Source organism: Vasconcelosia minhoensis LEGE 07310 (assembly GCF_015207255.1).
GTDB lineage: Bacteria > Cyanobacteriota > Cyanobacteriia > Phormidesmidales > Phormidesmidaceae > Vasconcelosia > Vasconcelosia minhoensis.
The window spans coordinates 1-14,482 of the sequence record NZ_JADEXG010000048.1; the positions used below are offsets into that span (position 1 = coordinate 1).

Sequence of the window (14,482 nt, forward strand, 5' to 3'; positions counted from 1 at the left end):
GCTCTGCCGCACATTGCCCCCATTTGTCGACCTTCACTCTCAGCATGGCTTCCCTGACTCATTCAGTTGATGGATACCTATTTTGACCCATTCTTAAAACTACTGGTTCCAAGTTGGACGGGGTTTATCTAGGGCCAGTGCTGATAGAAAAGTGGACAGACACCAAGCATCCACCCACTCTTTTTATCAAAATGACAGTTGCTGGCCGCTGTCGGCTTAGACAACGACGGCTTCGCTGTTGTCCAGAGCAGCTTCTGAAGACTCTTCTAGATCCTGCACCTGGCTCAGCATCTGGCGCAGGGCGGAGCCTTCGATCACCTCATCTTCGAGCAGCTGTTGGGCAATTGTTTCCAGCAGGTCGCGGTTTTTGCGCAGCAGCGCTAGCGCGGTCTCGTGGGCTGCTTCGACGATGCCTTTGACCTCGGCGTCGATTGCTCTGGCCGTTTCTTCGCTGACCGATCGGCGGGCGTTGGGCATCATGCCGTTGTCCAGGAAGTTGTTTTGCTTACCGCGCTCGTAGGCTAGCGGTCCCAGCACCTGGCTCATGCCGTAGGTCGTCACCATTTGCTCGGCTAGGTCGGTAGCCCGCTGGAGGTCGTTCGAGGCACCGGTGGTAATCGAGCCAAAGACGACTTCCTCGGCCGAGCGGCCTCCCAGCATCATGGCAATCTGCGCCTTGAGTTCGGCCTCATCGCGCAGAAAGCGATCTTCGGTCGGCAGCTGCAGGGTATAGCCCAGGGCGGCCATGCCCCGAGGGACAATCGAGATTTTTTCGATGGTGTCACCGCCTGCGATCACAGCTCCGACCATGGCGTGGCCGACCTCGTGATAGGCGACGATTTCCTTTTCCTTATCGTTCAGCACGCGGCTCTTTTTCTCCAGCCCGGCCACCACTCGCTCGATCGCTTCGGCAAAGTCGGCCTGGGTAACCGACTGGCGGTGGTTGCGGGCGGCCAGCAGGGCAGCCTCATTCACTAGGTTAGCTAGGTCTGCCCCGGCAAAGCCCGGCGTGCGGGTGGCAATGGTCTTCAGATCGACGCCCTCGCCCAGCTTGACTTCTTTCGCATGGATTTCCAAAATCGCCAGGCGGCCCTTCAGGTCGGGCCGGTCTACCAGCACCTGGCGGTCAAAGCGCCCGGGACGCAGCAGCGCCGGATCCAAAGTCTCGGGTCGGTTCGTCGCCGCCAGCACGATGATAGTGTTCTCGCTGGCGTTGAAGCCGTCCATCTCGGCCAGCAGCTGGTTTAGCGTCTGCTCGCGCTCATCATTGCCGCCGTAGAAGCCACCGCTGGAGCGGGACTTACCGATGGCATCGAGCTCGTCGATAAAGATGATGCAGGGAGCCTGCTTTTTGGCCTGCTCAAACAGGTCGCGAACGCGGGAAGAGCCCACACCGACAAACATCTCGATAAATTCAGAGCCGGAAATGCTGAAGAAGGGAACGCCTGCTTCGCCAGCGACGGCCTTGGCCAGCAGCGTCTTACCGGTTCCCGGCGGCCCCACCAGCAGCACGCCCTTAGGAATGCGAGCGCCAATATCCTTGAAGCGCTTGGAATCTTTGAGGAAATCGACGATTTCGACCAGCTCTGTTTTCGCTTCTTCGACCCCGGCTACGTCCTCGAAAGTGGTTTTGGTGGCCTCATCCTCGACGTAAACTTTGGCTTTGCTCTTGCCGATCGACAGCGCCCCACCGGCTCCGCCCGCGCCGCGCGTCAGGAAAAATCGCCAGACCGCGACGAAGATCAGCGGCGGGATCACCCAGCCCAACAGGCTGGTAAACCAGCGGTTGGCCGGGGGCGGCTGGGCCGAAAACTCTACTCCGTTCTCCTGAAGCACGGTCGGCAGCTGTAGGTCAAGAATCGGCGTGGTCGAATACACCTGCCCCGGCTCGCCGCTCTCATCTTTTACCTGGTAGCGAATTTCGTTTTCTCCTACCTGGGCGCGTACCACCTCATGTTTTTCAACCTGATGGATAAACATGCTGTAGGGCGTTTTAGGGACGGATTCCCCAAACGACCCCGGTAGAAACAGGCTGATTACGAGCAGCCCGCTCAGCGCCAAGAAAACCCAGTTGAGAATCTGGCGCGATCGCGGGGGCCGCGAGTCCTTGATTGGCATTGGTTTTGCTCCTGAAATAGATGCTTTTAGCCTAGCAAGTGGGGCCAGGCGGGCAGTCTATCGAAGGGGGATGATTACCGTACCGGCGGCAGAATTGTCTACCTGACCAGCAGCGGGGCTGCCTTCAGCAAAGTTTGCGTGTAGGGATGCTGCGGTCGGCTGAACAGGTCTTCGGTGGGGCCGAGTTCGACAATTTTGCCCTGGTTCATGACGGCGATGCGATCGCACAGAAAACGGGCCACCCAAAGATCGTGGGTAATAAATAGATAGGTCAGGTCGAGTTCGGCTTTGAGCTGGAGCATCAGCGCTAGCACCTGGGCCTGAATGCTGGCGTCGAGCATACTCACCGGCTCATCGCAGATCACCAGTTTAGGATGAGTGATCAGGGCGCGGGCGATCGCGACTCGCTGCTGCTGGCCGCCGGAGAGGTCGCCGGGGTAGCGGTCGTAATAGTCTGCCGTCAGGCCTACCCGCTCTAGCATGGCATGAACCTGCTGCGCCGCCTCGGCAGGCGTAGCTAGCCTATGGATTAACAGCGGGTCGGCAATTCCCCGACCAACGGTCATCATCGGGTTGAGGCAGGCGTGGGGATCTTGAAAGATCATCTGCATCTGCCGCCGCTGGGCCTGGAGGGCGCTGCGGGAAAGATCGATCAGATTGGTGCCCAGGAATTCGACCCGACCTGAGGTGGGTTTGATTAGCTGGAGTACCGTGCGCGATAGGGTACTCTTGCCGCAGCCCGACTCGCCCACCAAGCCGAGGATTTCGCCGGGGTAGAGGTCTAATGAAACATCATCGACGGCCCGGATCGTCTCCGAGGCGGACTGGCCAAAGTAGCGCATCAGGCCGGGCTCAATCCGGTAGTGCTTGGTCAGCTGATCCAGCCTCAGCAGCGGCTGACCGTCCGTAGTGGACTGCGACAGACCAGCCAGGGAGCGCTCGGCCCCTTCGGTTTGCAGCTGGTGAGCGGCTTGCAGCAGCGATCGCGTATAGTCGTGCTGCGGCTGAGAGAAAACTTCCGTCGTCAGCCCCACCTCAACCAGCTTGCCCTGGTGCATCACGGCGATGCGATCGCAGTATTCCCCCACCAGCGGCAGGTCATGGGAAATCAGGATCAGCGCCATCTGGCGGGCCTGACACAGATCCGTCAGCAGCTCTAGAATCTGGGCCGAAACCGTCACGTCCAGGCTGGTGGTCGGCTCGTCGGCCACGATCAGCTTGGGGTCGAGCAGCAGGGCCAGCGCGATCGCCACCCGCTGCCGCATGCCGCCGCTGAATTCGTGGGGATACTGGCCCCAGCGGCTCGCCGGGATGCTGACCGATTCCAGGGTTTCCAGGGCGATGGACTTAGCGGCTTTGGAACTGAGCTCGGGGCGGTGCGATCGCAGTGTCTCAACGCAGTGATCCCCGATTGTCATCAGCGGGTCGAGCCGGGTCATTGGGTCTTGAAAAATCAGCGCCACGGCCTCGCCGCGAAACCGCCGCAGCTGCCGGGGCGAATAGTCAAAGACCGACTGGCCCTCAAACAGGGCGCGACCCTCAATCTGGCTGCTGGCGGGCAGCAGCCGCAGCGCCGCCCGGCCCAGGGTAGACTTGCCGCAGCCCGACTCGCCCACCAGCCCCAGCTTTTCGCCCTGGCGCAGGGCCAGCGAAACCCCATCGACGGCCCAGACCGATTGCCCCGGGTAGGCCACCCGAAAATCTTCGATTGCAAATAGCGACTCTGCCATGGGCCTAGCTTACTTCGGTCTGGCCGGTTTCTAGCTGGATTTCTGGCCAGCTCATTTTTGTAAATGCCGCATCAGGTAGGCGACGCCAAAATCGCCCTGGGGATGAGCCTCTAGCAGCGCCGCCAGCTCAAAGATGCGATTGGCAATCTCCGGCCCCAGCTTTTCTACCGTGGCCTGACGCTCGCGAGCGGCGGTTTCCAGCCGTCGCAGCTGGGCCTGCCGTTCGGGTAGAAAAATCGATCCAATGTGGGTATCGATGCCGAGCTGTTCTAGAATTGGCCACTCGCCGCGATCGCACCAGATTCCCTCGCAGGACCGACAGCGCTCGACGTAAAAGGGCACCTTGCTGAGGTTAATCCGGGCTCGGACTAGGTAATAGCCGCATTCTGGGCAGAGACCGGCCCGGCCATCTAAAGGAGCAGGCTGAAAGTCGGTTTCCAGCGAGCTGGGCAGCACCTTAGGCGCGGGCACCGCGTCGGGATTGGTGCGTTCGGCCTGCCAGCGTTTGTAGTCTGTCGCGGCAATCCAGGCTCCGCCGCAGTCCGGGCAGTCTTGCGTCGGTAGACCGGGGATCATTTGCCCCGCAGTCAGTTCCGTCTCTTCCTTTGGGCAGCGCACCGGCTCAACCCTCCCCCTCTGCTGATGTCCTGATTTCCAGGATTTCTAACGCACTCCCGCCGTGATCAAAGACGGTGATGTTCTTTTTTACTGGCAAAGCGACCGTTTGCGCAACTGCTGGGTTTTAGCCCAGAGCGGTTTGTCCCGCCTGGCAAAGGGTTTGCAGCTGGCTCAACCGCTCCCCAATCTGGGCCAGGCGAGCCTGTAAGGTTTGAGCCTGCCGCGCAGTTTTGAGAAAAGCCGCATCGAGAGCAATCAGCCGTACCAATCGATTGCTCTCAGTTAGATAGGGCCTGATCTGAGACTCGGTCCCCGGCGGCAGAGGCGTTTCCGCCGCTAGTGACAGGATTTTTTGAAACTGCGGCTGGAGCGATCGGCACTGATCCTGGAGGGTTGAGAGGTCAGGCGCGTCCTCACCAGGGCCGGACTGGAGTATAGTCTGGAGCCCCGATTGAAGCTTGACCAGCTGCTGCAAAAATTCGTCTATGCGCGTCCGTAGGATGGAAGTAGAGTCTGTCATCCGCCGGACTTTAGCTGAACTTCAAAGACTGCGCAAGCTGAAAAGGAAGTGCCCAGGGTAACCATAGCAGAATTCAGATTTTTCTTGAGTCGTTTGCCCGCTGTAGGCGCAGTTTTGTCTATGATTGACTAAATGTATTTATTGCAACGTTTAACCTTAAGACAGGCATGACGCAGGGAACATCTGGCGGGCGGTATAGAGCACCCTTACCGCGTCAAAGCCTTTTTTCAGCCCCGCTCGTGTCCTCAAGACAGTGCTCAGCAGTTTAGTACCGGACGGGCGCTGTGCTTTTTTATTTTTAGTTATTTGTAGTGAATTATTGACAGCCTTCTGAACCCTAGTTCCGTCAATCCCGCCGTCAACCCCATCCAAAGGCTATGAACGTAACCGCGCCCGCGCTTCCCTCCGACTGCACCCTGCCGAACTGGCTAGAAGACTGCATCCTGGATCAGCATCAGAGCGCTGACGGCCAATCTGCCGAGGGCGGTGCCGAGGGCTCAGCTCACAAAGACAATAATCAGCTGGTCTGTCGAGCCTTTGAATTTGCCTATCAGCTGCATAAGGGGCAGATGCGGGCGTCGGGGGAGCCCTACATCGCTCATCCGGTGGCGGTGGCAGGGCTGCTGCGCGGGCTGGGGGGCGACAGTGCCATGATTGCCGCGGGCTTTTTGCACGACGTGGTCGAGGATACCGAGGTCACCGCCGAAGAAATTGAGAATCTGTTTGGGGCTGAGGTGCGGCAGCTGGTGGAGGGCGTCACCAAGCTGTCTAAGTTTAATTTTCGCAGTAAGAGGGAACGCCAGGCTGAAAATTTTCGCCGCATGTTCCTGGCGATGGCCCAGGACATTCGGGTGATTGTAGTAAAGCTGGCTGACCGGCTGCACAACATGCGGACGCTGGAGCATCTACCGCCAGAAAAGCAGCGCCGGATTGCCCGGGAGACGGCTGAGATTTTTGCGCCCCTCGCCAACCGTCTGGGGATCGGGCGGTTTAAGTGGGAACTGGAGGATCTGTCCTTTAAGTATCTAGAGCCGGAAGCCTATGGCCAGCTGCGCGGGCTGGTGGTTGATAAGCGGGCCGACCGCGAAAATCGGCTAAAGCAGGTGGCCGCAGCCCTGCGCGATCGCCTCAGCGACATTGGCATTCAATGCCACGAGGTCAGCAGCCGTCCCAAGCACCTCTACAGCATCTATCGCAAGATGGAGCGGCAGCAGAAGGACTTCCATGAGATTTACGACATTGCGGCTGTCCGGCTGATTGTCGGCACCAATGATGAATGCTACCGGGCGCTGGCCGTCGTCCATGACCTCTATCGCCCCATTCCCGGTCGGTTCAAGGACTACATCGGCCTGCCCAAGCCGAATCGCTACCAGTCCCTCCATACGGTGGTGATCGGCAGCCACGGTCGCCCGATCGAAGTGCAGATTCGCACAATCGAGATGCATCACATCGCCGAATACGGGATCGCGGCCCACTGGAAATATAAGGAGACCGGCAATAGCAACATTCAGGTCAGTTCTGACGATGAGAAATTTACCTGGCTGCGTCAGCTGCTGGACTGGCAGAGCGACCTCAAGGACGCCCAGGAATATCTCACCGATGTCAAAGACAACCTGTTTGACGAAGAGGTCTACGTCTTTACCCCTGACGGCGATGTGCTGCCGCTGAGCCGCAATGCAACACCGGTGGATTTTGCCTACCGCATTCATACCGAGGTCGGCAATCACTGCTCCGGGGCCAAGGTCAACGGCCGTATGGTCACCCTCGACACCGAGCTGCAAAACGGCGATATCGTCGAGATCATTACCCAAAAGAACGCCCATCCCAATCTGGACTGGCTCAACTTTGTCGTCAGCGCCGGGGCCAGAAATCGGATTCGGCAGTGGTATAAGCGCTCCCATCGAGACGAAAATCTGGCTCGCGGACGCGACATGCTAGAGAAGGTGATGGGCAAAAACGGTCTGGAGGCGCTGCTGAAGTCAGCCTCCGCTCAGGCCGCTGCCGAACGCTGTAACTACAGCAGCGTCGAAGACCTGCTGGCGGGCCTGGGCTACGGCGAAGTCACGCTCAACTCTACGGTCAACCGGCTGCAAGAAGCAGTCAAAGCGGCCCAGCCGATTCAAACCGAGAGTCAAACCGCCGAGAGCCCGGTCGAGAGTTTAGAAGAAGAGCTGGCGGTGAGTAAGTCAACTCTGCTCAACAAGGCTTCTCGCTCGGCGACGAGCCAGAGCCCGATTATTGGGGTTGAGGGTCTGCTGCACCATATTGCCGGCTGCTGCAATCCGCTGCCCGGCGAGTCGATTATCGGCGTCGTTGCCCTCGCTAGCCGGGGTATTGCCATCCATCGGCAGGGCTGCCCCAACCTGGAGAGTATGCCCGGTGAGCGGCTGATCCCAGTCAGCTGGAACTCGACTGAATTCAACACCGGACGGCCCAACACCTATCCCGTTCAGGTCAAGATTGAAGTGATCGACCGAGTGGGCGTCCTGAAGGATATTCTGTCCCACCTATCGGATCTCAAGATCAACGTCCACAAGGCGGGGGTCAAAACGTTTCCCGGCCAGACTGCCGAAATCGAGCTGGGGATCGACGTCCGGGATCACGCTCACCTGAATAAAACTTTCAATCAGATTCGCAAAATGTCAGATGTGCTGAAGCTGCGGCGGGTGAGCGAGTTAGAGTAGTCACAAGTCGTAACGCTGCCCCCCTGAATGCCCGCCAATCCCCTTTTATCGCTGCCCTACGAGTCTGCCCTGGTCGAGCTGGGCGACGATTATTTTGATCCGGTAGCCGCTGCCAAGTTTCCCCGATGTCATCTGCGCTTTCGTAACGATCGGCTGCTCCAGCAGCTAGGGCTGGAGGCCAGTCAGGTGACCGACGAGGACTTTATTCAAGCCTTTGGCCGCTTCGAGGGCTGCGCCCCGTTCTTAGCCCTGCGCTACCATGGCTACCAGTTTGGCGAGTACAACCCGTTTCTAGGCGATGGTCGCGGCTTCCTCTACGGTCAGCTGCGCAATCCGGCGGGGGTGCTGTACGACCTGGGCACGAAGGGGTCGGGGACGACGCCCTACTCGCGGGGGGGAGACGGTCGGCTGACCCTCAAGGGCGGCGTGCGGGAAGTCCTCGCCGCCGAGGCGCTGCACGCACTAGGGGTGAGAACCAGCCGCTGTCTGAGCCTGGTTGAGACCGGCGAGGCCCTCTGGCGCGGTGATGAGCCATCTCCCACCCGCTCCGCCGTGATGGTGCGCTGGAGCCATACCCACATTCGCTTTGGCACCTTTGAACGGCTGGACTATCTGGGCCGACCCGATCTGATGCGCCAGCTGCTGGATCACGCGATCTCAACTTACTACCCCCACCTCAAAGACCAGCCGGCCGCCGAGCGCGATGCCCAGTTTTTTGCCGAGCTGGTGGCGCGCGTCGCCAGCCTAGTCGCGCAGTGGATGTCCGCAGGCTTCTGCCATGCCGTACTCAACACCGACAATATGTCGATCGTCGGCGAGAGCTTTGACTATGGCCCCTATGCCTTTATTCCAGAATACGACCCCAAGTTTACGGCGGCTTACTTTGACTACTCTGGTCGCTACAGCTACGGCAATCAGCCTGCGGTCTGCCGGTGGAATTTGCAAATGCTGGCGAAAGTGCTGTCGAGCATAGTCGATCGGGCCGATTTAGAAGCCGGGCTGGCCCCGTTTGAATCGCACTATCAGACCGCCTACCGGCAGCGAATGCTGCAAAAGCTGGGCTTTGAGCTCCTGCCGCTAGAATTAGCTGAGTTGCTATTACAACAGACGATTGAGCTGCTGAGCGAAGTTCGGGTGGGCTATCACGAGTTCTTTGCCGGGCTGGCTCAGCAGTTCAGCCCCGACTGGCGATCGCATCCCCAAACCATCCTCCAGGCCACGCTAGAACATTCCGATCCCGCCGCTGTCGCCCTGCTCAAGCAGTGGCGGCAAACCTACCAGCGCGGACTCAGCCAGCTTCCGGCTGATGCCATGGCCGCAGTTGGTCAGCGCCTCCGTCAGCACAATCCGAGCCCGGTGCTGCTGCGACCCCTGATTGAAGCTGTATGGGAGCCAATTACCACAGCCGACGACTGGCAGCCCTTCTACGACCTGATCGAAAGAATTCAGCCTTCATGACTGAAGCCGCCCTTTAAAGCCCTGCCAGACCAACCAGACAAGGCCCAGCCCCCCCAGCAGCGGCGTCAGCCAGTCGCCCCAGCGCACATACAGAGTGCGGGTCTGACGGCGATAAATGGTGGCAATATGTGTGACATACTGATTGGGCTCGGACAGCCAGCGGGTATGGCCGTGGGGGTCCACAATCCCCGAAAGACCCGTGTTAGTTACCCTCACCGCCCAGCGATCGGTCTCTATCGCCCGCATCAGGTCCTGGGCATGGTGCTGGGCCATCATCCGCGGCGGATAGGGGTCGTTATTAGAAGCCGTCAGGATGAACCGGCCGCCATCCGCCACCTGTTGCCGGAAGAGCTGGCTGTAGGGCGACTCGTAGCAAATCCCGACCGCCGCCAGCCCCAAAGAGGTCTCAAAGCGCTGACCAAAGCTACCGGGGCTGAGGCTGCTGTCGATGGGTGAAAGGCGGCCAATGATCTGACCCAGCAGGCTGGCCAGAGGAATATATTCGCCCAGCGGCACCAGCTTCACCTTGTTGTATCGGCCCACCGTTTCGCCATCGGGCGCGATTGCGAACAGACTCTGCGTCAGCGGTGCTTCAGCCGCATTGCTAGCTTTGGCAAATGTCCCCAGCCAAAGCGCCACCCGGTTTTCCAGAACGGCTTGATAAATGGGGCTCCGAGCCTGAACCGAGGGATCCCAGACGGTTGGCAGAGCCCCCTCCGGCGTAGCAACAGCGTCTACCCCCCGAGCGGCCAGACTTTCGTAGCCATTCAGATAGATCTGGTAGGCCCGCAGAACGCCCTGGCGGGTAAGCTTTTCTCGAGTGGGGATGTTGCCCTGAATCAGCCCCACTCGCAGGGCCGTTTCAGCCGGTTCGACCAGCGGCTGGCTGTACAGCCAGCCCCCGAGCAGGTGAGCGACGAGCAGTAACGCGATCGCGGTCCCGCCCCAGCGCGAAACATTTAGCCGGGACTGGGGCCAGCGGACTGCCGCGATCGCCTCGGCCAGCAGCCCGTTCACCACCACGATCGCCGCTGTGACCAGCAGCGGCCCCGAGAGCTGCCCTAGGTGTAAAATCGGCAGGTTGTAGGGGCTTTGGGTATAGGCCAGCGACGTCCACCACAGCGGCCCTCGGCTCCAGAGCGACTCAATCGCGCACCATAGGGCCGTACCGACCAGCAGCCGACCCATAGCATTGCCTAGCCAAGGCCGCAGGAGGCTCATCCCCAACATCCAGCTCCCCCCAATTGCCGTGCCCCAGAGGGTGATAAAGACCCAGGCAAAGGCCGCGATCGCAATGCTGCCCAACCAGGGAATGCCCATCCACATCAGCGGATGCAGGCCGGTAATCCAGAACAGAGCCAGGCCGTGATAGCCCAGCCCCCAGCAGCCCGCGAGCAAAAGTCGGTAGCCGTCATTAATTGGCCCAGCGGGCCGACTTGGGTGAATCAGCAGCCACAGCGGTATCAGCGCTAGCCAGGCTAGCGGCCAGGCATGGAAGGGAGCCGGGGTCAGGCCCATCAGTCCACCGCTGAGAAAAAACAGACTGGCGAGCGGGAGTAATTTTTTGGGACGGGGGTTGAACAAAAATCCCGGGGCCGGTTTGGCCAGTAGCGATTAGCCCCTATGCTAGCGCTGAGCGAACGAATGACGGCTCTCAGCGCCTGATATAATTGCCTCTCAAGGCGACCGTTGGCGCGTCTGGTCACGCATGCGAGGGTTAGAGATGGCAGACTGGCAGGTCGTAGCAGGCGGCGTCACCGCGCCAAAGGGATTTCAAGCGGCGGGAATTGCGGCTAATCTAAAGCCGTCGGGTGCCCCCGACCTGGTGCTGATTGTGTCAGAGAGCGACGCGATCGCGGCGGGGGTTTTCACCAAGTCGCAGGTGCGAGCGGCCTGTGTAGACTATTGCCGCCAGCGGCTAGAGGCCAAACCCAACGCCCGGGCGATTCTGTGCAATGCTGGTCAGGCCAATGCCTGCACTGGAGCGCAGGGCTGGCAAGACGGGCTCGACAGTGCGGCGGCAGCGGCCAAGGCGCTGGGAATTTCAGCCGGGCAGGTGCTGATCGCTTCAACCGGGGTGATTGGCCAGCGGATCAGGATGGAGGCGCTTCAGGCCGGGATTCCTAAGCTGATCGAGCAGCTGTCACCCCAGGGCTCAGCGGCGGCGGCCCGGGCCATTGTCACCACCGACCTGGTCGCTAAGTCTATTGCCCTGGAAGCCGAAATCGGCGGTCGGCCTGTTCGCGTTGGCGGCATTGCCAAGGGCTCGGGCATGATCCATCCCAACATGGCTACGATGCTCTGCTTTGTCACCTGCGACGCGGCGGTCTCACCCCCGCTCTGGCAGGATATGCTGCGGCGGGCGGCAGACCGCAGCTTCAATCAGATCACCGTAGACGGCGATACCAGCACCAACGACTGCATCCTGGCCCTGGCCAATGGCGAATCGCGCACGCCTGCCATCACCGCCCCCGGCCCCGACGCCGACCGGCTGGAAACTCTCCTCAGCCAGGTCTGTATCCATCTGGCTAAGTCGGTTGCCCGCGATGGTGAAGGGGCCACCTGCCTGTTTGAGGTGACGGTGACCGGTGCGGCCAGCGATGCCGCAGCGCGCCAGGTCGCCCGTACGATCGCGGGCTCATCCCTGGTTAAGTCCGCCCTATTTGGCCGCGATCCGAACTGGGGCCGACTTGCCGCCGCCGCTGGGCGAGCGGGCGTTCCCTTCGAGCAGGACAATCTTCGCATTCAGCTGGGCGATATTCTGCTGATGGAAAACGGGCAACCCCTCCCCTTTGACCGCGTCGCCGCCAGTCAGTATCTCCAACAGCAGGCCGATCACAGCACCCACGCTATGACTCAGCAAATCAAAGCGGGTAGCGCAGACGCCGCTGCCGCCCTGGCTCAGCCCGTCCAGGTTACGCTCAGCTTGGGTATGGGTGCAGGGCAAGGAACTGCCTGGGGCTGCGACCTGAGCTATGACTACGTAAAAATTAACGCAGAATACACGACATAGAACGACCCCATCACGCATTTCACGCGCTTGAGTACAGCTCTAGCCTCTCATCAACGGTCATCTCAGTAGTCTCACCGATCTTGATAGTGACGAAAAAACGTCATATCAGGATTCGATAAGGAATCATTTGGGAAAAATAAAAATTGAGTAAGCCTACCGAGCTATTAGCACCAGGCAGCGTTCATCGAGGGTATTCTCAATAAATACAGCATAAATACAGCCTCAATAATCTACCAGCAACTTAAAATCTATCGACACCTTAGTCAAATCATCTATCGACACCTTAGTCAAATCCTCAGGTGGCGGCTGCTGATGCGCTCTGGACCATTGCTATCTTTATAAAAGATGAAAACGTACCGTTTCTGGATTCTATCGAGCCGCAAGCTGGTGGCTTCACCTGCCTGGGCAGGCAGTTTTGAAATAGAAAACCTGTTTATAAAGTGGTGCAAGGCACACCTAGTAGCCCCTGAAGCAAAATTTACCTATCGCTATGCGACCCTCAACTGCAGCTTTTGGTCAAAGGCCGTAGAAAAAATGGGTAGAATTGGTGGTTCCTTCTATCCAACTCACATCGAGCCCTCACCGCAAGACTGTAATATCTTGCTGATGATGGATACTTCTGCCAATGCTTTAAAGAAAGTAGCCTCGATTGCTAACTGGCGACAAAAGTTTGATATTGTCGCGGCCTATGTAGAGGACTGCTGGCTACTAGACTCATTTCCGCACGCTGTCAAGCAGTTTGATCGTCTTTTTATTCCCCACGTTGAGTTTCAATCTCAGCTCGAACAGCAGCTTAATATTCCAGTTTCTGTTCTTCCCTGTGCGTTTGACGTACTGACTCATGGGGCGGGTATTAAGCCAAGAACGGTTGATGTCTTTAGCTATGGTAGAACGCCTCGAAATTATTATTTAGAGCTACAGTCAATCCTCAACGCAGCGGGTTCCGGCTGTTTCTACTACCATCAAACCTTTGACCAGAAGGAACTTTTCCCCAAGCTAACTTACTGCAGCGAGCGATTTGACTATCTCCATCGGCTTCAGCTCAAAAAGCTACTTAAGCGAAGTAAACTCACGCTAGCCTTCGATTTCAGCTACACCGTTCCCAGAGCGGCTCTGCATGAATCGATGAAGTTTCATCCGTCTCATAAGTGCGGTCAGTCTGTGCTGAACAGACGGTGGTTTGAGGGTGCCGCTGCTGGCACCGTATTGGTCGGAAAGCGGCCTCAGACCGAGATGATGAGCCAATACTTCGATTGGGAAGATGCCACAATTGAGCTGCCGGACCAGCCGGCTGAAGGCGCCGAATTGATTCAAGACCTACTGAGCGACCGGGAGCGCCTAGAGGCCGTTAGCCAACGCAATTACGTTCAAAGCCTCGCCAAAAATGACTGGCGGCTGAGAATCCGCGACATGCTCAAGCAGTTGGATATTCCCCTGCCGTCTGGATTAGAGCTAGAGCTGGAGCAGCTGCAGCGCAAGATTCATTCGCTGAGACCTTCCTTGGCAACCTGAGCTAGGGGCTGGACGGGGGCTGTCGGCGGGCAGGGAACGACGATATAGCCGGATGACCGATCGCCGAGCACCTGATTTCGTAAATGCCCCCAATACCACCAGTGGGCGGCCACGTAGGCACAAATGAGGCTGTCGAGCCGATCCTCAACTGCCTTCAGCTCTACCCCACGGTGGGGAATCTCAGGTAGGTCGGCCAGCAGCAGCGGTGGCGACAGTCGCGGCAGATCCGTCAGTAGGTAGGCGCGGAGCTGGAGTAGTCCCCGACGGCGCTCGGCTACGCGACCTTTTTTATACTTCAAAATCTGCGGCAGGCTGAACAGTTGAACCATTGCCGGATGGGGGAAAACCTCAATCTGATAGCGCCCCGGCCGCTGTGGAGCAACGGTCGGGGCATGGGAAAATCCCCGGCGTTCGAGCTCGTGGCCAAACTGAACTAGCCGCTGAGCAAAAGGTCGAGCCTGATTGGCTGGATAGGCCCCGGCGTGGTATTTACCAAAGTGGCGGTGGGCCAAGCGGTCGGGCAGCCTCATGCCGGTAGCGTTGGGAATTAGGGTAGGCGCATCTACAGCGACCATAGCCGCCGTCTCGGCAGGCGCGATCGCATCGACCCAGGCCAGTGTTTCCGTCAGGCTGGACAGCCGGTCGAGCTGCTCTAGCCGCAGCTGGCCAGATTGCTCGCCGGCTTGTAGGCTGAGACAGCACAGTCCGCTCGGCCCGCTCTGCCAGCCCAAATCAATGCCGATAAATTTCATCTTGCCGTCCTCGCCACCAGCCTAGACCCGTCGCTAACGCCTCTTAGCTTAGTCGGCGCTTAGTCGGACTGGGCCAG

Annotated in this window: 10 protein-coding genes; 4 read left to right on the forward strand and 6 right to left on the reverse strand. The window is 59.0% G+C overall.

Features of this window, described 5'->3' with window-relative positions; genetic code table 11:
- Positions 1 to 216: 216 nt before the first annotated feature.
- From ftsH to patD, 4 genes are all read right to left on the reverse strand, one after another.
- On the reverse strand, positions 217 to 2,118 hold the full coding sequence (ftsH, locus tag IQ241_RS17740; RefSeq protein ID WP_193909740.1) for an ATP-dependent zinc metalloprotease FtsH: 1,902 nt from the start codon (positions 2,116 to 2,118) through the stop codon (positions 217 to 219).
- A gap of 98 nt (positions 2,119 to 2,216) precedes the next feature.
- Positions 2,217 to 3,848 carry a dipeptide ABC transporter ATP-binding protein gene (locus IQ241_RS17745; protein WP_193909743.1) on the reverse strand — a complete coding sequence of 544 codons (1,632 nt, stop codon included), beginning with the start codon at positions 3,846 to 3,848 and terminating at the stop codon, positions 2,217 to 2,219.
- 51 nt (positions 3,849 to 3,899) lie between these two features.
- The gene (locus IQ241_RS17750) at positions 3,900 to 4,466 is read right to left on the reverse strand and encodes a zf-TFIIB domain-containing protein (protein WP_193909745.1); all 567 of its coding nucleotides are present in this window, start codon (positions 4,464 to 4,466) and stop codon (positions 3,900 to 3,902) included.
- A gap of 124 nt (positions 4,467 to 4,590) precedes the next feature.
- On the reverse strand, positions 4,591 to 4,986 hold the full coding sequence (gene patD / locus IQ241_RS17755) for a heterocyst frequency control protein PatD (RefSeq protein WP_193909748.1): 396 nt from the start codon (positions 4,984 to 4,986) through the stop codon (positions 4,591 to 4,593).
- A gap of 377 nt (positions 4,987 to 5,363) precedes the next feature.
- Between patD and IQ241_RS17760 the strand changes: the two genes are divergently transcribed.
- A complete protein-coding gene (locus IQ241_RS17760; RefSeq protein WP_193909750.1) occupies positions 5,364 to 7,670 on the forward strand; it encodes a RelA/SpoT family protein in 2,307 nt (768 codons plus the stop codon).
- A 27-nt stretch (positions 7,671 to 7,697) separates the two neighbouring features.
- Positions 7,698 to 9,128, forward strand: a complete 1,431-nt coding sequence (locus tag IQ241_RS17765) for a protein adenylyltransferase SelO (protein WP_193909752.1) — start codon at positions 7,698 to 7,700, stop codon at positions 9,126 to 9,128.
- Here IQ241_RS17765 and lnt read toward each other — a convergent pair.
- Complete coding sequence (gene lnt / locus IQ241_RS17770; RefSeq protein WP_228021810.1) at positions 9,123 to 10,712, reverse strand: apolipoprotein N-acyltransferase; 1,590 nt, start codon at positions 10,710 to 10,712, stop codon at positions 9,123 to 9,125. The two genes, IQ241_RS17765 and lnt, sit on opposite strands and share 6 nt — an antisense overlap.
- A gap of 139 nt (positions 10,713 to 10,851) precedes the next feature.
- Here lnt and argJ point away from each other — a divergent pair, with 139 nt between their 5' ends.
- Positions 10,852 to 12,141, forward strand: a complete 1,290-nt coding sequence (gene argJ, locus IQ241_RS17775; RefSeq protein ID WP_193909756.1) for a bifunctional ornithine acetyltransferase/N-acetylglutamate synthase — start codon at positions 10,852 to 10,854, stop codon at positions 12,139 to 12,141.
- Positions 12,142 to 12,675: 534 nt separating this feature from the next.
- A complete protein-coding gene (locus tag IQ241_RS17780; protein WP_193909758.1) occupies positions 12,676 to 13,653 on the forward strand; it encodes a glycosyltransferase in 978 nt (325 codons plus the stop codon).
- On the opposite strand, the gene IQ241_RS17785 is transcribed toward IQ241_RS17780, so the two are convergent.
- Positions 13,623 to 14,405 carry a DUF429 domain-containing protein gene (locus IQ241_RS17785; RefSeq protein WP_193909760.1) on the reverse strand — a complete coding sequence of 261 codons (783 nt, stop codon included), beginning with the start codon at positions 14,403 to 14,405 and terminating at the stop codon, positions 13,623 to 13,625. The genes IQ241_RS17780 and IQ241_RS17785 overlap by 31 nt on opposite strands.
- Positions 14,406 to 14,482 lie beyond the last annotated feature (77 nt).

What these genes read in the sequence shown, in the direction of transcription:
- ftsH (WP_193909740.1), bottom strand. Translation starts at nt 2,118, where the DNA reads ATGCCAATCAAGGACTCGCGGCCCCCGCGATCGCGCCAGATTCTCAAC.
- IQ241_RS17745 (WP_193909743.1), bottom strand. Translation starts at nt 3,848, where the DNA reads ATGGCAGAGTCGCTATTTGCAATCGAAGATTTTCGGGTGGCCTACCCG.
- patD (WP_193909748.1), bottom strand. Translation starts at nt 4,986, where the DNA reads ATGACAGACTCTACTTCCATCCTACGGACGCGCATAGACGAATTTTTG.
- IQ241_RS17760 (WP_193909750.1), top strand. Translation starts at nt 5,364, where the DNA reads ATGAACGTAACCGCGCCCGCGCTTCCCTCCGACTGCACCCTGCCGAAC.
- IQ241_RS17765 (WP_193909752.1), top strand. Translation starts at nt 7,698, where the DNA reads ATGCCCGCCAATCCCCTTTTATCGCTGCCCTACGAGTCTGCCCTGGTC.
- argJ (WP_193909756.1), top strand. Translation starts at nt 10,852, where the DNA reads ATGGCAGACTGGCAGGTCGTAGCAGGCGGCGTCACCGCGCCAAAGGGA.
- IQ241_RS17780 (WP_193909758.1), top strand. Translation starts at nt 12,676, where the DNA reads ATGGGTAGAATTGGTGGTTCCTTCTATCCAACTCACATCGAGCCCTCA.
- IQ241_RS17785 (WP_193909760.1), bottom strand. Translation starts at nt 14,405, where the DNA reads ATGAAATTTATCGGCATTGATTTGGGCTGGCAGAGCGGGCCGAGCGGA.